Raw genomic sequence first — 18,697 nt, forward strand, 5'->3', positions numbered from 1 at the left:
AACCGTGCACGGTTGCTGTACCGTGCCATAAAAAACAGTGATATCAGCGGCGCCATTGCCGCCAGACTTGAAACCGGGGTAACACTTGCTCGACCTTGCTCTCTTATCCGTACCTGTGATGGCTGCTGTCGTCGGCTGGTTTACCAACTGGCTTGCGATACAGATGTCATTTCACCCGGTGCGTTTCATCGGCATTGGCGTTATTGGTTGGCAGGGTGTTATCCCCCGTAAAGCCGAGAAGATGGCGCACATCTGTATCGACCGGACGCTGCAGCAGTTTGGTGATCTGAATACCGTCTATCAAAAGCTGGAGCCCCAGCGCATTGTTCAACAGGTGGTGGCACAGGTTTCACCACGGATGGATGAATACATCGACGAAGTCATGTACGAAGTGCAGCCGGTGTTGTGGGATAACCTGCCGCTGTTTGTTCGCGCCAGGATCTACCAATGGGCCAGGCAGCAGCTGCCGGACAGGATTGAAGAGCTGGTTGAGGATTTCGGTGACGACCTGAATGAGCTGGTGGATCTGAAAGCACTGCTCAGCCGCGAACTGCAGAATCATCCTGACCTGATGAATCGCATTTTCCGGGAAGCCGGTTCCGTTGAATTGCAATCGGTCATTAACCGTGGTGCCATCATTGGCGGTTTGCTGGGTGCCATCCTGGCGCCGCTGTGGCTGGCCTATCCGGAGCCATGGCTGCTGCCGGTCGGTGGTTTTGCCATTGGCTTTATCACCAACTGGATCGCCATTAATCTGATTTTTGCACCGCTTCGCCCTCGCCGGGTTCTGTTTTGGCGGATTCAGGGGTTGTTTCTGCGCCGTCAGGAGCAGATCAGTGATACCTGGGCACGTCTGGTGGCCGAGGAGCTGATCACCGTTGAGAAGGTGGCGGACGCCATGATCAATGGCCAGCACGGAGCAAGAACCCGAGCTATCATCCAGAAGCATCTGCGGCCAATGCTCGATAACTCCATGGTTATGAAGCTGGCGGCGCAGGTGACGGTCGGTATGACCGGCTACACTGATCTCAAGCGGGTGATGAACCAGAAGGCGGTGATCGCCACCCGGGATGTGTTCAACGATCCCGATTTTAACAAGGAGCGGGCACCCATTGTGGCCGGTGTGCTGGCGGGCCAGATGAAATCGCTCCGTCCGGAGGAGTTCCAGGACATATTGCGGCCGGCGTTCAGAGAAGAAGAGCTCCAGCTGATGTTTGTTGGGGGGTTGTTCGGCGCAGTGGCCGGCCTGATTCAGTTTATCGCGATGAACCAGCTGCCGATGCCGCCACTGGGTGGCTAACAAGGGAGACAGGTAATGTCTGTGTGGGTTTTGATGATTGTTCAGGTGCTGTTGACCGCTGGTACGGTGGCGGCTGTTCTGTTTGCGTTCTGGTACCTCGTAGTTCGGCCCTGGCTGGCTGAACGCATGCGGGAGTTGGTGGAAGCCGCTGACCAGATCGAGCCCAAGGTGGCCAAGGGCGTCAATAAAGGCGTCGCCGATGCCGTCCGGCAGCTCCCGCAAAATGCATGGGAAGGCGCGACCAAGGAGTCGACCAAGCAATTCCTGAAGTTTGGCTCCAATCTGTTCGAGAACGGGCTCAGCAGCTTTCTGGGCTCGACTGCCGAAATGCAGAAATCCCAATCCAGCAGTGGTAGCCGGCCACCAGGGCAGGGCGATCGCTGATCAAAGGCAGTTGGTTGGCCTGGGTAGCCCGGCAATTCGGCAGGCGGTTTTGGCGGGTGTGCCTGGGAACAACTGCATCAGGTAGATACTGTTGCCCTTGTCGTCCCCGAACGCTTCTTTCACCGCCTTCACAAATAACCGGTTTGACGGCGGAGACATTTCATGTTGTTTGTAGAATTCCCTCAGGAAATCTATGATCTCCCAGTGATTTTCATTTAGCTGTATGCTGTCCTCGGCGGCAATCTCTTGTGCTACCTCAGGGGTCCAGCTGCCAGCGTCTTCCAGAAAACCCTCGTTGTTGCGTAACGGCAAAGTCGTCATTGTATTACCAGCTCACCGTACGTGAATGTTCGGCGGTCAGGCGCACCAGATCGCCATAGCTGATGATTTGTACCTTGGGGTTGCCTGCCAGGCCTCTGGCCTCAAGGTCTGCGCCAAGGGCAACACAATTTCGGGGGAGGCCAGCAGTGCTGTCTGTTACCGCCAGTACCGCATTTTCCGCCAGTGCCAGCGTGTCTCCTTCGTGAAGGGCTGCCAGACAGGTTGCGAACCTTGGGTGACTGGGTGATTTGTTCAGGATATGAAGTGTCGCCTGAATCGTTTGTTCCTGTGTCATTCCGTCATCCTTAGCCTGCAAAAACGATGCGTTCAAAGCGATCAAGGGCGTCTCTGACCGATGGAATCAGTTCCACGCCATTCAGCCTGTCTTCCTCACCAAGCCGAAAACGCTCGCAGGCGGATTGTTCCGCGAGAATCTGTTCGACTCCGAACACCGGTGCCGCAGCAAGGTTCTTTTCAACCGTTTTCTGGCCGATGCCTCCGGCATCCTGGGATTTGCGCAGCCAGTTAACACCAGCGCCGATAAAGAGCAATGCCGCTGGTTGATCGAAGGCTGCCAGGGAAAACACCATATCCAGCGCTTCGCGACCGGACCAGGAGCCATACGGAGCCTGATCAATCACAATCAAGGTGGTCATCTTAGTGGCTCCCATGAAAGTAGATCACACGGTCAGACTTCAGGTTGCCTTCCACCCATTCCCCCAAGCCCGCTATCTGGTAAGGCTGACGAAGGTTGTTGGCGCTGAGTTCATACCTTGCCTGTTCGCCCTGGTCGACGATTCCCCGGCGCAAGGCCGAGGCAATGCAGGCGACCCCAGGCGTCTGGTTGTCAGCAAGGAAATCTGCCCACTGGCCTGGCCAGTCGGGTTCATCGGAGGGGGGCGTACTCAGGGCTGAAGCTAGGTGTACGCCCTCGCCATAAAGAAACATCCGGTCGATGTGGTGGCCGGCTGCAATCAGCTCCTGTGCGAATGCCAGTGCTGTTTGTGGTGCCTGGCTAGACCAGGGAGCGCCGGTAATAACCAGGGTGTAAGAAAGGCCAGGGGACATAACGATAGGTTGCCGGTCAGGAATGGATCGGATTTCAGTTTACCGAAAGCAAGAACCCCGGCAAAGGCCGGGGTTCCTGTTCAACGCGTTGCTCTGGCGAATTAATCGTCGCCGCTGAATGCCGCCAGCAGGTGCAGCAGGCTGACAAACAGGTTGTAGATGGCCACGTACAGGCCAACGGTTGCGATCACGTAGTTACGCTCGCCGCCTTTGATGATCCGGCTGGTTTCAAACAGGATCATGATGGAGGCGAAAATGGTGAAGCCAGCGGATACCGCCAGATGCAGGGCAGAGCTCTGCATGAAGAAGGCCAGCAGCATGGCACCGATCAGCACGAACGCACCGGCCGTCAGGAAGCTGGACATAAAGCTGAAGTCTTTCTTGGTGATCAGCGCGGTGGCTGACAGACCAACAAAGGCTACGGCTGTCAGGGTCAGTGCCTGGGCGACAATCTGAGAGGCACCCGCGGCAACGAACGCGCCGATGATCGGGCCCAAGGTGTACCCCATGAAGCCGGTCAGGGCGAAGGTGGTTACGATGCCCCAGGGGCTGTTCTTGAGCTTATAGGTCGCGAACAGCAGGCCAATATAGCCAACGATGGTGATCAGGAAGCCCGGGTGCGTGCCGTTCATGTTCAGGAACGCAGTCAGGGCCGAGAAGGCCAGGGTCATGCCCAGCAGCATGTAGGTGTTGCGCAGTACCTTCAGCGCATCTTCATCAATGCCCGCTGTTACGCCGGTGGCTTGACCGGACTGCGGGTAGGCAGCCTGGTTGTTCTGAACGCCGAAACGTCTGTCTTCCATTGTCATCTCCGTTTATTGCAACTGGATACTGAGTCCCATGATAATGTCGAATCCGCAACTTTCAATCATTTACGACAGAAAATGCCCCAATGGATTCCATTAAACTGGTGTAATCTTGCTCGCACCGTGACCAGAACCAGTGGAATTTCCAACGTTTTTTCTTCAAGGCGTTGACAGTAATGGCAAATCCGGTATCATTCCACCCGCTGTCGCAACGGCAGCAACGGAAATACGCCTTCTGGCGTTTTTTCGGTAAGACGGTGGGCTGGCAGAGTGGCTGAATGCAGCGGTCTTGAAAACCGCCGACGGTTAATAGCCGTCCCGGGGTTCGAATCCCTGGCCCACCGCCATTTTTCTTCCTGACACCGGTCTCTATACTCCCCAATCGATACCTTCGACAGACTACGTAACTTCCTGCGTATTAAACTTCTTTGCGAATCCAGTACACTGGTGTGAAATCGAATGCCCGTTGTGAGCAGGTGCTTTAATGGATCAGGATCAGAGCCAGATTCCGGAAACCGAGCAGGATCGAAAGAACCGGCGCTTTGCCGTCTCTGCCAATCGTGGGAGCGCTAGCCACCGGGTGCGTTACGTTGAAACGGGCGGTGCTGCAGTGGATACCGCGGAATGCACCTTTTGCCAGGATGTTCCCGACCTGGACCATGCCGGTGGTATCAGAGCCACTCAAGTTCCTGGCCGGTCTGACACCAGCGAGTGTTCTGGTAATGAAGCTCAAAAAGGCGACGCTGATTCTGCGCCGTAGCCAGGTCACACAATTCAAACCGGACGCTGGCACCAGGCAGTTGTTGGGCCAGAAGGCCGCAATCCACGGTGGGAACGACGCCGGGCTTAGGGTAGCCACCAATGGTCTGGCAATCGTTCAGCAAGACGATAGGTTGACCATCACCGGGAATCTGGACGGCTCCAAGGGCGATGCCTTCGGAAATAATTCCGGGGGGCGGGGAGCTCAGGGGCGTTCCCTGGAGTCGAAAGCCCATGCGGTCGGATTGGTCGCCAACTGTATAGCGGCTGGTTGTTAGCCGGATGATATCCGCTCGCTGAAACTGAGGGTATTGATAGCCCGGAATCAGCCGGATAACCGTTTCTGCATCAAGGTCGGGACGCTGGTGATCTGGTACTTTCCGCTCTGGCACTTGCCGTTTTGGCTGCAACGGCATCAATCGGTCTCCTGCCTGCACCGGGCCCTGGCCCTCGAGCTTTTCCCGAACAACCACCGAATGGCTCCCGAATTGTTCCGGCGCATCCAACCCACCCACCACGGCCAGGTAGACAAGCCGATGGTGCGTTGAGTGGTCAATCGTTAGTTCGTCACCATCGTTGAGGTTCAGGGTTTGCCACGACTCAACCGTTTGCCCGTTCACCGTTACGCGTGTTCTGGCGCCGGTGAGGGCTACCTGAAGCGCACCATGGGCAATGGCGCGAAATCCACCCAGCACTATCTCCAGACAGGCCGCATTGCGAGGGTTGTCCAGCAGCTTGTTGGCCCAGGTATAGCTGATCAGGTCAAGCGCACCGCCCGCCGCCAGGCCATGGTGGCGACAACCCCGACGACCACTGTCTTGAATGGTGCTTTGTACGCCGGGGCGGACGACTTCCAGAAAGCTCATGGGGTCAGCTCCCCGCCCGCGGCCAGAAACGCCTCCCGGCTTATGGCTTTGAATCTCACCCGGTCGCCGACCCTGAGCAGTGACAGGCTGGTTTGGTCGAACAAGGGTGTCGGGCACCGGCCAATCAATTGCCAGCCGCCAGGGGACGCCTGCGGGTATACGGCGGTCTGCCGGTTGGCTATGCCAACACTGCCAGCGGGCACCCGTTTTCGGGGGCTGGTCTTTCGGGGCGCGGCGATGGTGGGGTCCACTTGCCCCATAAAGGCAAATCCGGGAGCAAACCCAAGGGCATGGACCCGGTACTCAACGGCGCTGTGTTTGCGGATGATGTCCTCGCACTCCAGGCCGCACTCTGAGGCCAGCCATTGCAGGTCAGGCCCGGTCTCGGTGCTGTAGTAAACCGGCAGCTCAACCAGTCGGCCCTTCACATCCGGCGCGCGCTTACAGGTGTTTTCGAGGGTAACCAGTGGCCTTAGCTTAGACACAGCCTGCCGAAAGTCGATCTTCAATGGATCGTAGACCACCATCAGCGTGGTGTATGAGGGAACTATATCGACTAACCAGGGGAGACAGGCACTGCGAATGTTGTCGGCAAGTCCGGCGATGCGGGCAGGTAGGCTCTCGTCGATGGCCTCGGCCAGGGTGATCAGGATGGTATCTTCCGAAACCGCTTCAATCATTGCCCGGGTTTGCCAAGAGCCTTGCGGATGGCCTTGATCGCCTCAAGCGCGGCGTCGTTGTCGCCATGAACGCACAGGCTGTCTGCAGGAAGTTCAAGCCAGTTACCGGTGGCACTGAATACGCCACCTTTTTCGGCAAAGTACCGGGCCTGGCGCACAATGATTTCAGGGTCTTCGTGCACCGCCCCAGCCTGGCGTCTGGACACCAGTTGGCCTTCGTCGTCGTAGGCTCGGTCGGCAAAGGCTTCCAGCAGCAGGGGAACGCCGACATCGGCGGCCATTTGCTGATGCTCCCGGTATTTCCGGGTGACCGGAATCATCAGGGGCAGATCCTGCCGGAAGGTTCGGGTGGCAACCATGACCGCGTGCAACAGGGTTGGGTCCCGCATCATGTCGTTGTTCAAGGCGCCGTGGGGTTTCACGTAACTCAGGCTTAAACCTTCTTTACGACACATGCCCTCCAGGGCGCCCAACTGATAAAGCAGAAGGGCTTCGATTTCTTCCGGGGTGTGGTGGATAGACCGCCGGCCAAATCCGCTGAGGTCGTGGTACGAAGGGTGAGCGCCAATCTCCACGTGGTAACGCGATGCCAGCGCCAGCGTGTTGCGGATGACCATGGGATCTGCGGCGTGGAACCCGCAGGCCACATTAGCCATGTCGATCAGGGGCATGACCAGATCGTCCTGGCCCATCTGCCAGGCGCCGTAACTCTCGCCGAGATCGCAATTCAGTTTCATAGCGTACCGGTCGTCTCAGATATCCGCACGGCCGGGAAACGTCGCCTGTTTCCGGGCTTCTGCGCATTTCTGCCTGGCAGCCAGATTGTCCGGGCTGTTGTCAGGCACGGCCCACCCTTTCAGGTTGTCTTCCACCAGTTGCACCAATGCGTCGATATGGCCGGGTGTGGCGTTCAGGCAAGGGATGTAGCCAAAGGCTTCACCCCCGGACTCCATGAAGTATTCCCGGTTTTCTTCGTTGATTTCCTCGATGGTTTCGAGGCAGTCCGAAGAGAACCCCGGGCAGAAGACATCTACAGATTTTACACCTTTTTCCGGTAGGGATTTAAGGGTTTCGTCGGTGTAGGGTTGCAGCCATTCTTCCCGCCCAAAGCGCGATTGGAAGGTCGTCAAGTAGTCGTCCTGGCCAAGGCCAAGCCGTTCGGCCAGCAAGCGTGAGGTTTTATGGCATTCACAGTGATAAGGATCGCCCTTGAGCAGGTATTTGAGGGGGACGCCATGGTACGACAGGATGAGTTTTTCGTGCCGGCCATGATTGGCCCAGTGCGCCTCAATATGGCGTGCCATGGCCTCAATGTAGGGCGGGTAGTCGTGATAGTGAGACACAAACCGGAAATCCGGCAGCCAGCGGCGGCGGGTAAAGTCGGCGGCGATGGCATCAAAGGTAGACGCAGTGGTGGATGCCGAATACTGGGGGTACAGCGGCAGGACAAGCAGCTTGCGAACACCTTGTTGCTGCATGTCTTCCAATACCCGGGAAATTGACGGGTTGCCGTAGCGCATGGCAAAACCCACCACCACGTTGCTGCCATACTTTTTCTTCAGCGCTTCCCGAATGCCTTCCGCCTGTTTGGCGGTGTGTATCAGCAGGGGAGAGCCCTCCGGTTGCCAGACACTGGCATAGGCCTGGGCGCTTTTTCTTGGCCGGATTCTCAGGATGATGCCATGGAGGATCAACCACCAGATGGGGCGTGGTACTTCCACCACCCTTGGGTCCCACAGGAACTCGGCAAGATACTTTCTCAGTGCTGGTGTGGTGGGGGCGTCTGGTGTGCCAAGGTTGGTCACAAGTACCCCCAGGCGTTCGGGCTCGTTATGGCTGAACTGATCCGTCCCTTTATATGGCATTGATGCTATCCGATGGTGGTGGGTTAATGCTTGCCAGCCTGCTGTGCCAATCGCGGTATAAGGCCCGTGATGTCATATCCCGCGCGATGAGCTTTGGACAGAATCTCCTCCGGCTGGGTTTCCCGTGCGGCGCTCAGGGCCCACAGCACGGTGCAGCGGGTTCCAGAGCGACAGAAGGCCAGTACGGGTTTATCGGCATTCCGGATCATCGGCGCAAACTGGTCAACGTCCTCGTCGGTGATATTGCCAGACTCCACCGGGAGGAATACCCACTCCAGACCATGTTCCCGCGCTGCCGCTTCGATGTCCGCCATGGCGGGTTGGCCGGGCTCTTCACGGTCCGGGCGATTTGCAACCAGGGTCCGGAAGCCGAGTCGGGCAATTTCGGCAACATCCTGAACCGAAATCTGGGGGGCTACCGATAGGGTTTCATCAATCTTTCTGATATCCACTTAGGGCTCCAATGGTTGATGGCCGGGGATTTAAAGACGGGCCCCTTGGGGCCCGGCACAATGCTGTGATCGGGTCGTGTTGCTCAGGGGTTAGGCATTATGACCGGATGATGCCCGCATACGCTCAGCAATTTCAAACAGAATCATACCTGTGACCATCGATGCAACAAAGACCACAGCTTTGATTTCGCCCGCACCAAAGGCAACCAAAGCCGGCCCCGGGCAGAATCCCGCAATACCCCAGCCGACCCCAAACATCATACTACCGACGATCAGCCGTTTATCGATCTGGGTGTTGGTGGGGAGCTTTATGTTGAAGCCCAGGAATGACAATGTGCGTCTGCGGGCGATGGTGAAGGCTACCAGCCCAACAATAACCGCACCGCCCATGACAAAGGCCAGGGATGGGTCCCAGGCACCGGCGATATCCAGAAATCCGAGGACTTTTTCCGGGTTGGCCATACCGGAAACAATCAAACCAAGGCCAAAAATCAGGCCGGCAAACAGGGAAGCAATATGATATTTCATAGCTTCAGGCTCCAATCAGGTGACGGATAACATAAACGGTCACGAACCCCATGCCCATAAAGCTGAGGGTGGCCACCAGGGAACGAACAGACAGCCGGGACAAACCGCAAACCCCATGACCGCTGGTACAGCCAGACCCATAGCGTGTTCCAATGCCCACCAGCAGGCCGGCGGCAATCAGGGCAGGGTAACCGGCGTTGATTTCGATAGGTGGTAACTGGCCTGCCAGTGTCCAAATCGCTGGTGCCCCAATCAGCCCGGCAAGAAAGGCAATTCGCCACAGAATGTCGCTTCTGGTGGGGGTAAGCAAACCGCCGAGTATGCCGCTGATGCCGGCAATGCGGCCGTTCAGAAGCAGGAAGCTGGCGGCGGCCAGCCCAATCAGAATACCGCCAGTTAGTGCAGTGCCAGGGGTAAACTGGCTCCAGGCAATCTCAATCATTTACGTGCTCCAGGTTTCGCTTTGAGGAATAAGCTTATAAGTATGGGCGATAATACCAAAAAAAAAGCCCGGCAAGGAATGCCGGGCAGAGGCGTGCGAGTAGTATCCATGAAAGACTTCCAGACAAACCGACATCAACTGGGATGCCGGTAACGGGAAGTATTGACCATAATGTGAGCAGTTCAAGTGAGAGCGGCTTTCGTTTGAAAACATTTTTTCATATGCCTTGGGTGTTTATACTGCGCCCCTTCGTTATGCGGGTTTCAGGGAGGTGTGAATGACCACTGAAATCCCCGTTTGGCTGTAATACAATGGGGCCAGACCGTTCCCGCTTTGTTGCCAAGAGGTATTCATGTCAGACCACGACGATAAAAACCCGGAAAATGATCCGCAGCTGGCGGACAAAATCAAGGATTCCGCCCGCCAGATCTGGCTTGCGGGTCTGGGTGCATACACCAAGGCCGAGGAAGATGCGGGTAAGTTTTTTGAGCGCCTGGTGCAGGAGGGTGAGCAGCTGGAAACCAGGACCCGGGGCGTGGTGGAAAAGCAGATCAAGACCGTAGAGGGTCGCGTTGGTGAGGTTAAGGAAAAGGCGACCGGAACCTGGGACAAGCTTGAGCACATGTTCGACCAGCGCGTATCCGGTGCTTTGCGTCGCCTTGGTATTCACCGGCGCGAGGAAATTGAAGCGATGGAGCGCAGGATTGAAGCGCTGGAAAGCGAATTGGCCAGATTGCGGGGTGATTCACCAGCCTCGGATGAAGAAGAATAACCCTCAAAGGTAGCTGCGGCTGGTCAGCTGAATCTCCTGTTGCTCCTGTTCCGCCAGGTACGGAAGGATCAGGTGCAGCATTTGATACACTCCCTTGCCCGGATCTACCGATTCCCGGTCATCCAGATGGGACAGCGTGTCAAAGCTGCTCCAATAACAGGCCGTCAGGGTGAGCTGTTCGCACAGTGAGAGCAGCTCGTCTTCACTGATGGTCATGACCCCTTGGCTTTGAAAGCTCTCACACAAAACCCGAAACGCATTTTTTTTCTTCGCCAGAATCCGTTTAAACCGCACTTGCAGCTGGCTGTAGCGAGACAGCACGTTCACCAGATCCTGATACAGAAAACGATATCGGGCGACAGCCTCAAACAGCAAATGCAGGAAAAAGCTGAACTGGTCCAGTGAAATATCGGCGTCGTCCGGCACCGCGAGTAAGTCCACCATTTCTGCTTCAAAGCTCTGGAACAGCTCGTCGACAATGTCGCTCTTACTTTTGAAGTGGTAATAGAGATTGCCCGGGCTGATGTCCAGCTCATCGGAGATCAGCAGGGTGGTGACATTCGGCTCGCCCAGGCTGTTGAACAGCGCCAGGCTGGTGCCGAGAATCCTGTCCCTGGTTTTGATTTTTTTCATAATCGCTGAATCGATTCCTCAGAGGTCAAACCGCGCCCATACCGGGCAGTGGTCTGATGGCCGTTCCATACCTCGGATATCATAGGATACGCCGGCCTCTGTGGCTTTGGGCAGCAGGCTGTCGCTGGCCATAATCAGGTCAATTCGCAGGCCCCGTTTAGGGTCCCGTTCAAAACCTTTGCTTCGGTAGTCAAACCAGCTGAAGGTATCGGCCTCGTTCGGGTGAAGGTACCGGAAGACGTCGGTATAGCCCCGGCTTTCAACCTGGGCAAGCCATTCCCGTTCCTCTGGCAGAAAACTGCATTTCCCGGTGCGCAGCCAGCGCTTGGCGTTATCCGCGCCAATGCCGATGTCTTTGTCTGTGGGCGAGATGTTCATGTCGCCCATGACAATCACATGGCCAGGTTGGCTTTTCAAGTCGTCCAGGTAGGCCATCAGATCCCGGTAAAACTTCTGTTTTGCGGGAAATTTCACCGGATGATCCCGGCTCTCACCCTGGGGGAAGTAGCCGTTGATCACGGTCAGCGGCTCTCCGTTCACGGTAAAGCGACCGGTTATAAGACGGCGCTGGGCATCGTCGTCATCGGTGCTGTATCCCTTCTGGACCGACTCAGGCTCGGCCCGGGAGAGCAGGGCGACGCCATAATGGGTTTTCTGGCCGTGAAAGTGCACGTGGTAGCCGAGTTTGCGGATGTCATCTACCGGGAATTCCTGGTCAGTGACCTTGGTTTCCTGAAGCCCGATGATATCCGGGTTCAGTTGCTCGATCACAGCTTCAAGCTGGTGCAGACGGGTGCGGATACTGTTGACGTTAAACGACACAAACATCATGGGGGTGGAGTCTCCGGTACGTTTTGCCCGAGAGTTTACCACACCGTGGCCGGTTATCTGTTTGGCGGCCGGGCCGGGTTCAGGGCGTCAGTTCACAATCCGGGTATTGTTCCACCTCGTAGCGGATGTGCGCGGTGAAATTGGCATCTGCGTTTTCACGGATGTTGGTAAGGCCCAGGTACTCGGTCAGTGCGCCCTCTTTGTTGTACCCCAGCACGATAGGGTCAACCAGAAACCGGAGAACCAGGCTGGTGGGGCGAATACGAAGGACAACATCGGAGTTCAATTGGTTATTGCGGGTGGGTTCCAGTACAAACCCATAATGCTCGCCCCGTGTCGGGCCCAGGAAGCGAAACTCCACCGACTCTCCCCGGGTAACCTGGCCCCAGTTGGCGCGGACCAGATGATCAAAACCGGCATCCACCACTAACCGATTATCAAAATCTACCTCGTACCTCTCAACGTCGCCGGCGGGAGTCTGCCATTCAATATCCAGGCGGTTCGCCTCCGGGTAGGTGATTTTCAGGCTCTCGTTGAAGTCCGGTTGCTGAAAATCCACGCTCGGGCGGAGCGAGGAGTCTTCATAGTTCATCTGTTTGGTTGCGAAGGGGTCCTCGCCAGGTTCCTTTCGGTAGTTCACTGAGTGAGTTTGGGGTTCGAAGATGCCTTCCGCACAATGGCCCTCAACCCGATGGACTTCCTGGTAAAGCAACGTGCCACCGTTACTCTTGGCTGTGCCGGTGAACACGAACTGGTTGGCGTTTACGGGCAGTGCCAGAATGGTCAGGGCGCTGAAGGTAATGGCTGAACGAATCATGGCTGCAACTCCGAGTACAGGGTCTTCCGAACGAAAAGCAGCAACGGGAATAACAGGAACCACCCCACGGCCATGGCGGCCAGAGAGATCGTGAGGTCGGGCAGGGTGACGATACCCAGTTTGCTGGCGGACCAATAGGCGAACGGCCCTCCGATCGGCGCAAACACATAAGGTAGCCATTTGCGTTGCGCTATCCAGCCCAGTGAGTGGCACAGGGTGGTCATGAATATGGCCCAGATAGCGACCAGCCAGGGGGGCGCAACCAGCACTTCATCGGAACCATTGATGCCCAGTACACCGGTTCGGAACCAGAGTGTATCCATCAGGCTGCCAAGCACCACCCCGAAGCCGATGAACTGGAGCTCGGTAAAGCGCTTCTGGCTCACCAACGCAAAGTGGATGGCCAGAAATATCAACACCAGCCCGGCGGCAGCCAGGCCGGGAAACAGAACGCACACCAGCCAGCCTGTCTGGAACAGGGCGAAGTTCAGGATATTACGGGCGGTGTCTGAGGCGATCATAAACTGAGTATGTTGGCGCGCTTGTTGGCGGGTTTGGCCAGCACCAAGTGGGCCACGCCAATGGCCCGTTCGCTGAAGCCCGCCTCACAGTAGGCAAAGTAGAAGTGCCATAGACGCTGGAAGGCCTCGTCGTAGCCACGTTCAAGCAGGGTGTTCCGGTTTGCCATGAACCGGTCACACCAGTCACGCAGGGTGCGGGCGTAATGGAAGCCGAAGTCTTCGGAGTGGGTCAGCACCAGGTTGGATCCGCGGCGCATGGACGTGATAATGGCTCCGAATGAGGGTATGAAGCTGCCCGGGAAAATGTACCGTTGAATGAAGTCGACGTTCTTCAGGGCCCGGTCGTAACGCTGCTCCGGCATATTAATAGCCTGCACCAGGGCAAGGCCGTCCGGCTTGAGCAACGTGCTGATCTGGGCCAGGTAGCTGTCCAGGAACTGCGGTCCAACGGCCTCAATCATTTCGATCGACACCAGCTTGTCGAATTGCCCGGTCAGGTCACGGTAGTCATCAAACAGCAGGGTGATACGGTCTTCCAGGCCTTCGGCTTTCACCCGCTCTTTGGCCAGCTCAAGCTGCTCCCGGGAGATGGTGGTAGTGGTTACGTGGCAGCCATAATGCTTGGCGGCGTGAATGGCAAACCCGCCCCAGCCGGTGCCTATTTCGATCACACGGTCCTCTGGCTGCAGGTCCAGCTTCTTGCAGATGGTATCCAGCTTGTAGACCGCGGCTTCTTCGAGTGTTGAGTCCGCGCTCGGGTAAATGGCCGATGAATACATCATGGTTGGGTCAAGAAAGAGCTGGAACAAATCGTTACCCAGATCGTAGTGGGCACTGATGTTCTTACGCGAACCGGCAGGGGTGTTGCGGTTCAGCCAATGCAGCGCTTTCAGGGTCGGCTTGCTTACCCAGCTGAACTTGTCTTCAAAGGCATTCATGGTGTCCAGGTTTCGGCTGAAAAAACGCAGGAGGGCGGTCAGGTCCGGAGAGCTCCAGTCCCCTGCAACGAAGGACTCGGCAGCCCCAACGCTGCCACCAGTCACCAGATCACGCCAGGTGGTGTGATCATGGATTACCAGTTCCGCTGCCGGATACTGCGGGTCCCCGTCACCGTAGACGAGATCCTCAGCACCGTATTCCTTGACCACCAATTTGCCGTGGGCCAGTTGTGACAGCTGCTGGCAGACAAGCTGTTTTGCAATCCGGCTTACCAGCGGCGTTTGGCTGGTGCGCTGGCTGTCTACGGATGTGTTCAGGTTCTCCATGAGCTTACCCTTCCCGCTATATCTGAATCTGAGTGCCTGGGTGCCGGTGTTAAAGTGATCTCTGCGCCTTTATCTTCCACGCCCTTTCGATATTGGCTGTCCGTTTTGTCCAGCTTGTCCGGGTGGGTGTAGAAAGGCGCGCCCTTGAGCTTCAGCTTCAGGGCATTCCAGTAAATGCCGGCCGTGCCTTTGAGGGTTTCCAGGGGAAAACGCCTCAGGCTTCTGTGCAGTGTTTTACGTTCAAACGGGCTGCGTTGGACTACCAGGGTGGCATCAAAATGTTTTTCCTGTCCCTGTTGCACGTTCATGTGAATACGTAGCTCGGGGCCTTTGAAACTGAACAGCCACTGGTACTGCTGATCCATGCGGTTGAACGGGGACACGTGAAAGCGCTTGCTGAAGGCAAAGCGTTCGGTATGCCACGCCCCGGTCAGGGTAGATCCGGGCTGATGGCACTCAAGGCAGTAAATATGGCGTTGCTTCCAGGGTGTGTTGGTAATCTGCGCCAGAATCACTCGGGGAACGTCGCCGTTTTGAGGGCTTTCGCCGTGGTTGTAGCAAAGATAAAAGCTGACTGGATTGAAGACGTATCCCAGGTAGCGCGGATGAGTGATCAGCTCTATTGGGCCGTCCGGTGCCCAGCCAGTGGCGCTTTTCACCTGGTTGAACACTGCCTGGCGCAGACTGGGCACTTCCGGGTTCAGGTAATCCCGCCGGTACAGAGACATCCAGTTAAACCGTTCCAGGGAAAAGAACGGGCTCGAAGAGGTGATGGTCTCCCAGTCATCCAGGTCTAACGCCAGCATACCGATCTTGTACTTAAACTCGTGCAAAACCGGAATCTTACGCCGATGTCTTATAGTGCCTTCTAGCCACTGGCTGGCCATGATCAGAGCTCCACCCCGAACGCGCGGGTAACGCGCAATGCGCTGCGTACACCGTCTTCATGGAAGCCGTTGAACCAGTAGGCGCCACAGTAGTGGGTCCGGTTACGGTTGCCGATCTGGTCATAGCGCTCCTGGGCGGCCACGGCTTCGAGGGTAAACACCGGATGGTCGTATTCAAATCGCTTGATGACCTTGGCGGGGTCGATGTCATGGCTGCGGTTGAGCGTAACGCAGAAGGTTTCAGGCGCATCATCGAAGTTCTGCAAGGTATTCATGTTGTAGGTCACCGACACCGGCTGGGTGCTGTGTTCGGGAATCATGTAGTTCCAGGCTGCCCAGGCCAGCCGGGTGGATGGCAAAACGCTGGCATCGGTGTGCAACACTACATCATTCTTCTGGTAGCCGATGGCACCAAGGATGTCCCGTTCCTGATCGGTCGGATCATTCAGCATCGCCAGCGCCTGGTTGCTATGGCAGGCCAGCACAACCTGATCGAACCGGTGCTGTTGGCCGTTCACGACAATGGTGACGCCTTCTTCGTCCCGAGTAATCGCCGTTACCGGACTGTTCAGGTGAGTGCGGTCGCCCAGCCGCGCCATCATCTTGTCCACGTAGGTGGCGGAACCACCGGAAATCACCCGCCAGGTTGGGCGGTCGTCCACCGAAAGCATGCCGTGATTGTTAAAAAACTGCAGGAAAAACCGGATCGGGAACTGCTCCAATACGATTTCCGGGGCAGACCAGATAGCAGCACCCATCGGAACGATGTAGTTGTTACGGAAATAACGGCTGTAGCGATTGCGGTTAAGGTATTCGCCCAGGGTTTCACCTTCTGGGATCTGGCCGGCAGCGAGATCGGCGCGAGTTTCCTTGTTGAACCGGAGGATTTCCCGGATCATCTTCAGAAAGTTCAGGTTAAGAAGGTTCTTGCGCTGGGCAAACAGCGTATTGAGGCTGGTCCCGTTGTACTGCAGGCCAGACACATGGCAGTCCACGCTGAAACTCATGTTACTGACTTCCGACTTTACGTCCAGGCGGTCCATCAGTTTGATAAAATTCGGGTAGGTCCAGTCATTGAACACGATAAAACCGGTGTTCACCGGCCAAACGCGCCCGCCAGCCTCAACTTGCTCGGTGTTGGTGTGGCCACCCGCATAATCGCCAGCCTCGAACAGTTGAACGTCGTGTTTTTCGCTGAGCAGCCAGGCCGCCGTTAAGCCGGATACACCGGCACCAATCACAGCAATACGCTGACGATTCGGGTTCATGCAATCTTTTCCTGTTACCAAAGTGTTCAAGAGTGGTTGTTACGGGCCATGGATGCGGCCATGCGATCCACAAGGCCTTGAGGCAAGGCGCCCAGCGCCTTGAGCAGCCAGGTAAAACGCCGGGGAAAGGCGATTTCCGTTTTACCCTTTTCAAGCCCTTTAACGATGCGGTGGGCTGCATCTTCCGAGCTGATGATGAAGGGCATGGGGAAGTCGTTACGGTCCGTCAGAGGTGTTTTTACAAAGCCCGGTGAGACCACCACCACGTCGATGCCTTCCGCCGCCAAGTCGGCACGCAGCGCGTGAGCAAAGTAGGTCAGGGCAGCCTTTGAAGCGCCGTAACCCTCTGCCCGGCCAAAGGGAAACCACCAGGCCGACGAGCTGACGATCACCAGTGTTGCCGGTTTACCTTTGGCCCGTGTGGCCCTGAGGGCTGGGAGCGCGATATCCAGGCTGCGGGCGGTGCCAACCACATTGGTTATCATGTTGGCTTCAATAACGCGGCTGTCGTACTCGGCGATTTCCAGGTATTCGCAGGTACCGGCATTGAGTATCGCCACATCCAGATCACCAAAGTGGCCCAGAGAATCCTTTAAAGCCTCAAGGTCACTCTTACTGGTGGTGTCGGCGGGGGCGGCCAGCATCTGTTCGGGATGCTGATTCACCAGGGCATCCAGTGCCTCCTTCCGGCGCCCGGTGACAATCAGCCTGTGCCCGTGGGTGGCAAGTTGTTTTGCCAGTGCCTCGCCAATACCGGACGATGCGCCGGTCAGCCAGATGTTGCTGGCGGTTTCCAAGCGTCTGCTCATCCTGCCTGCTCCTTGACCCAGCGGATCACGCCGCCCACTACCGGAAGATTTTCATAGAGTAACTGGCCGGCATCGAAGTAATCCCGGTGGTACCGTACCCGACCGTCCAGAATCCGGAGGTGGCTGATACCCTCAACCTCTACGGTTTTTCCCCTTTTGATGCGTTTGTGCTGCAACTCCATTACCCAGGGAATCGTGCACCAAGAGTCCTGGATCACTGGGCTGTTGAAGTGGAACTGGCAGCGGATAACGTTGCCGTAGGCGTCGGCAAAGTAATTCGTCAGTTCATCCAGGCCGCTCACCGTTCCAAATGGATCCTGAAACTCGATGTCTTCACCATAAACCTGCTGCAGTTTGTGCAGATTGCCCTTATCCAGCTGATTGAACAAGGCGCAGAACTGGTCGAGCACAGCTGGCAGGGCGGGGTTCGGTGAGCCGACCTCGATGGCAGAAGCAGTCGTCATTTGCGCTTCCTCCTCTGTTCGTCCAATTCACGGGTTTCTTTCTGGATGTGTGCCGGTATTGGATTCAAATCCCACACTATCCCGAGCTTGGACAACGCCCAGAGCCCGTACCAGGTAATATCTATTTCATACCACCGGAACCCCTGGCGCACGGATTGTGGCCACCGGTGATGATTGTTGTGCCATCCTTCGCCCAGCGTAATGAGCGCGAGCCAGAAATTGTTTCGGCTGTCGTCGTCGGTTTCGAACCGGCGTTTTCCCCACACGTGCGACAAGGAGTTGATGGATACCGTCGCGTGGAACAAGCACACCGTTGAGATGAAAAATCCCCAAACCAGCAGTTGCAAACCATTGGTGCCCAGCCCCGGTGCCCAAACCGCCAGGGCTTCACCAAGGAGGTAGATCAGCACGGCTGCCGCCACCGGGATCAATGAATCGAAACGGTTGATAAACTTGAGTTCCGGAAATTTCAACCAGTCTCGTACCCGGCGTTCATCCATGCTGAAACCGGCATCACAGGTAAACCAGCCAGCGTGAGACCACCAGAACCCGCCGTGGTGGGGGGAATGCAGGTCTTCCGCATTATCGGAGTGTTGGTGATGATGGCGGTGGTGAGCGGCCCACCACAATGGGCCCCGCTGGGCCGAACTGGCACCCAATACGGCGAACACAAACTGGGCGGCGCGACTGGTTTTGAATGTCTTGTGGGAAAAGTAACGATGATAGAAGCCAGTGATGGCAAACATTCGGATGATGAAAAAGGCTGCGGCGAACACGACGGCAAACGTGCTGACACCAGTGAAAAATGCGAGTAGGCAAGCAAGATGCAATGCGATAAAAGGCAGCACTCTCACCCAGTTAAAGGATCTGGAACTGGAGTCCAGGTGATCTGAACCGGCTTCGGAATCGAACCATCTCAGAATGTTTGTTAACCAATAATTCAATCGGGCCATATACAA

26 protein-coding genes and 1 tRNA gene are annotated in these 18,697 nt (G+C 56.5%); 4 read left to right on the forward strand and 23 right to left on the reverse strand.

Annotated features, from left to right (window positions below; translation table 11 throughout):
- The first annotated feature begins 85 nt into the window (after positions 1 to 85).
- A complete protein-coding gene (locus J122_RS13770; RefSeq protein WP_197463851.1) occupies positions 86 to 1,300 on the forward strand; it encodes a DUF445 domain-containing protein in 1,215 nt (404 codons plus the stop codon).
- Positions 1,301 to 1,315: 15 nt separating this feature from the next.
- On the forward strand, positions 1,316 to 1,684 hold the full coding sequence (locus J122_RS13775; protein ID WP_061332841.1) for a hypothetical protein: 369 nt from the start codon (positions 1,316 to 1,318) through the stop codon (positions 1,682 to 1,684).
- Here J122_RS13775 and J122_RS13780 read toward each other — a convergent pair whose 3' ends face one another.
- The 5 genes from J122_RS13780 to J122_RS13800 all read right to left on the reverse strand — a co-directional run bounded on the left by J122_RS13780 (position 1,685) and on the right by J122_RS13800 (position 3,876).
- Positions 1,685 to 2,005, reverse strand: coding sequence for a TusE/DsrC/DsvC family sulfur relay protein (locus J122_RS13780; RefSeq protein ID WP_061332843.1), 321 nt, complete (start codon positions 2,003 to 2,005; stop codon positions 1,685 to 1,687).
- A 4-nt stretch (positions 2,006 to 2,009) separates the two neighbouring features.
- The gene (gene tusB / locus J122_RS13785) at positions 2,010 to 2,300 is read right to left on the reverse strand and encodes a sulfurtransferase complex subunit TusB (RefSeq protein ID WP_061332845.1); all 291 of its coding nucleotides are present in this window, start codon (positions 2,298 to 2,300) and stop codon (positions 2,010 to 2,012) included.
- A gap of 10 nt (positions 2,301 to 2,310) precedes the next feature.
- The gene (locus J122_RS13790) at positions 2,311 to 2,661 is read right to left on the reverse strand and encodes a DsrE family protein (protein ID WP_061332847.1); all 351 of its coding nucleotides are present in this window, start codon (positions 2,659 to 2,661) and stop codon (positions 2,311 to 2,313) included.
- A 1-nt stretch (position 2,662) separates the two neighbouring features.
- The gene (gene tusD, locus J122_RS13795; RefSeq protein ID WP_061332849.1) at positions 2,663 to 3,073 is read right to left on the reverse strand and encodes a sulfurtransferase complex subunit TusD; all 411 of its coding nucleotides are present in this window, start codon (positions 3,071 to 3,073) and stop codon (positions 2,663 to 2,665) included.
- Between the two features lie 101 nt (positions 3,074 to 3,174).
- Positions 3,175 to 3,876: a Bax inhibitor-1/YccA family protein gene (locus J122_RS13800; RefSeq protein WP_058089752.1), complete on the reverse strand. Its 702-nt coding sequence runs from the start codon at positions 3,874 to 3,876 to the stop codon at positions 3,175 to 3,177.
- 259 nt (positions 3,877 to 4,135) lie between these two features.
- Here J122_RS13800 and J122_RS13805 point away from each other — a divergent pair.
- Positions 4,136 to 4,226 (forward strand) — tRNA-Ser (locus J122_RS13805).
- A gap of 134 nt (positions 4,227 to 4,360) precedes the next feature.
- Here the strand turns inward: J122_RS13805 and J122_RS22525 are convergent.
- From J122_RS22525 to J122_RS13845, 8 genes are all read right to left on the reverse strand, one after another.
- Positions 4,361 to 4,564, reverse strand: coding sequence for a hypothetical protein (locus J122_RS22525; protein ID WP_061332851.1), 204 nt, complete (start codon positions 4,562 to 4,564; stop codon positions 4,361 to 4,363).
- Positions 4,551 to 5,504 carry a biotin-dependent carboxyltransferase family protein gene (locus tag J122_RS13815; RefSeq protein WP_061332853.1) on the reverse strand — a complete coding sequence of 318 codons (954 nt, stop codon included), beginning with the start codon at positions 5,502 to 5,504 and terminating at the stop codon, positions 4,551 to 4,553. The genes J122_RS22525 and J122_RS13815 overlap by 14 nt, the downstream gene beginning before the upstream one ends.
- The gene (gene pxpB, locus J122_RS13820; RefSeq protein WP_061332855.1) at positions 5,501 to 6,184 is read right to left on the reverse strand and encodes a 5-oxoprolinase subunit PxpB; all 684 of its coding nucleotides are present in this window, start codon (positions 6,182 to 6,184) and stop codon (positions 5,501 to 5,503) included. Before pxpB ends, J122_RS13815 begins: the two co-directional genes overlap by 4 nt.
- Positions 6,181 to 6,921 (reverse strand): 5-oxoprolinase subunit PxpA, encoded by a 741-nt coding sequence (locus J122_RS13825; protein WP_061332857.1) that lies wholly within the window; start codon positions 6,919 to 6,921, stop codon positions 6,181 to 6,183. Before J122_RS13825 ends, pxpB begins: the two co-directional genes overlap by 4 nt.
- Positions 6,922 to 6,936: 15 nt before the next feature.
- On the reverse strand, positions 6,937 to 8,049 hold the full coding sequence (gene hemH / locus J122_RS13830; protein ID WP_061332859.1) for a ferrochelatase: 1,113 nt from the start codon (positions 8,047 to 8,049) through the stop codon (positions 6,937 to 6,939).
- Positions 8,050 to 8,072: 23 nt separating this feature from the next.
- The gene (locus tag J122_RS13835) at positions 8,073 to 8,501 is read right to left on the reverse strand and encodes a TIGR01244 family sulfur transferase (RefSeq protein WP_061332861.1); all 429 of its coding nucleotides are present in this window, start codon (positions 8,499 to 8,501) and stop codon (positions 8,073 to 8,075) included.
- Positions 8,502 to 8,591: 90 nt separating this feature from the next.
- Positions 8,592 to 9,029, reverse strand: a complete 438-nt coding sequence (locus tag J122_RS13840; RefSeq protein WP_061332863.1) for a YeeE/YedE family protein — start codon at positions 9,027 to 9,029, stop codon at positions 8,592 to 8,594.
- 4 nt (positions 9,030 to 9,033) lie between these two features.
- Positions 9,034 to 9,471, reverse strand: a complete 438-nt coding sequence (locus J122_RS13845; protein ID WP_061332865.1) for a YeeE/YedE family protein — start codon at positions 9,469 to 9,471, stop codon at positions 9,034 to 9,036.
- Positions 9,472 to 9,823: 352 nt separating this feature from the next.
- Here J122_RS13845 and J122_RS13850 point away from each other — a divergent pair, with 352 nt between their 5' ends.
- Entirely contained in the window at positions 9,824 to 10,243 is a 420-nt protein-coding gene (locus J122_RS13850; RefSeq protein WP_061332867.1) for a phasin family protein, read from the forward strand.
- 3 nt (positions 10,244 to 10,246) lie between these two features.
- On the opposite strand, the gene J122_RS13855 is transcribed toward J122_RS13850, so the two are convergent.
- From J122_RS13855 to J122_RS13900, 10 genes are all read right to left on the reverse strand, one after another.
- Positions 10,247 to 10,876 (reverse strand): TetR/AcrR family transcriptional regulator, encoded by a 630-nt coding sequence (locus J122_RS13855; RefSeq protein WP_061332869.1) that lies wholly within the window; start codon positions 10,874 to 10,876, stop codon positions 10,247 to 10,249.
- Positions 10,877 to 10,894: 18 nt separating this feature from the next.
- Positions 10,895 to 11,707 carry an exodeoxyribonuclease III gene (gene xthA, locus J122_RS13860; RefSeq protein ID WP_061332871.1) on the reverse strand — a complete coding sequence of 271 codons (813 nt, stop codon included), beginning with the start codon at positions 11,705 to 11,707 and terminating at the stop codon, positions 10,895 to 10,897.
- Positions 11,708 to 11,786: 79 nt separating this feature from the next.
- Positions 11,787 to 12,524, reverse strand: a complete 738-nt coding sequence (locus tag J122_RS13865) for a hypothetical protein (RefSeq protein WP_061332872.1) — start codon at positions 12,522 to 12,524, stop codon at positions 11,787 to 11,789.
- Positions 12,521 to 13,045 (reverse strand): DUF2878 domain-containing protein, encoded by a 525-nt coding sequence (locus J122_RS13870; RefSeq protein ID WP_061332873.1) that lies wholly within the window; start codon positions 13,043 to 13,045, stop codon positions 12,521 to 12,523. Before J122_RS13870 ends, J122_RS13865 begins: the two co-directional genes overlap by 4 nt.
- Positions 13,042 to 14,310 (reverse strand): SAM-dependent methyltransferase, encoded by a 1,269-nt coding sequence (locus J122_RS13875; RefSeq protein WP_061332874.1) that lies wholly within the window; start codon positions 14,308 to 14,310, stop codon positions 13,042 to 13,044. The genes J122_RS13870 and J122_RS13875 overlap by 4 nt, the downstream gene beginning before the upstream one ends.
- Positions 14,298 to 15,197: a DUF1365 domain-containing protein gene (locus J122_RS13880; RefSeq protein ID WP_061332875.1), complete on the reverse strand. Its 900-nt coding sequence runs from the start codon at positions 15,195 to 15,197 to the stop codon at positions 14,298 to 14,300. Before J122_RS13880 ends, J122_RS13875 begins: the two co-directional genes overlap by 13 nt.
- Positions 15,198 to 15,199: 2 nt before the next feature.
- Positions 15,200 to 16,465 (reverse strand): NAD(P)/FAD-dependent oxidoreductase, encoded by a 1,266-nt coding sequence (locus J122_RS13885; protein ID WP_061332876.1) that lies wholly within the window; start codon positions 16,463 to 16,465, stop codon positions 15,200 to 15,202.
- A 26-nt stretch (positions 16,466 to 16,491) separates the two neighbouring features.
- A complete protein-coding gene (locus J122_RS13890; RefSeq protein ID WP_061332877.1) occupies positions 16,492 to 17,274 on the reverse strand; it encodes an SDR family NAD(P)-dependent oxidoreductase in 783 nt (260 codons plus the stop codon).
- Positions 17,271 to 17,738, reverse strand: a complete 468-nt coding sequence (locus J122_RS13895) for a nuclear transport factor 2 family protein (protein WP_061332878.1) — start codon at positions 17,736 to 17,738, stop codon at positions 17,271 to 17,273. The genes J122_RS13890 and J122_RS13895 overlap by 4 nt, the downstream gene beginning before the upstream one ends.
- The gene (locus J122_RS13900; protein WP_061332879.1) at positions 17,735 to 18,691 is read right to left on the reverse strand and encodes an acyl-CoA desaturase; all 957 of its coding nucleotides are present in this window, start codon (positions 18,689 to 18,691) and stop codon (positions 17,735 to 17,737) included. The genes J122_RS13895 and J122_RS13900 overlap by 4 nt, the downstream gene beginning before the upstream one ends.
- Positions 18,692 to 18,697 lie beyond the last annotated feature (6 nt).

This window comes from Marinobacter excellens LAMA 842 (assembly GCF_001574445.1).
Lineage (GTDB): Bacteria > Pseudomonadota > Gammaproteobacteria > Pseudomonadales > Oleiphilaceae > Marinobacter > Marinobacter shengliensis.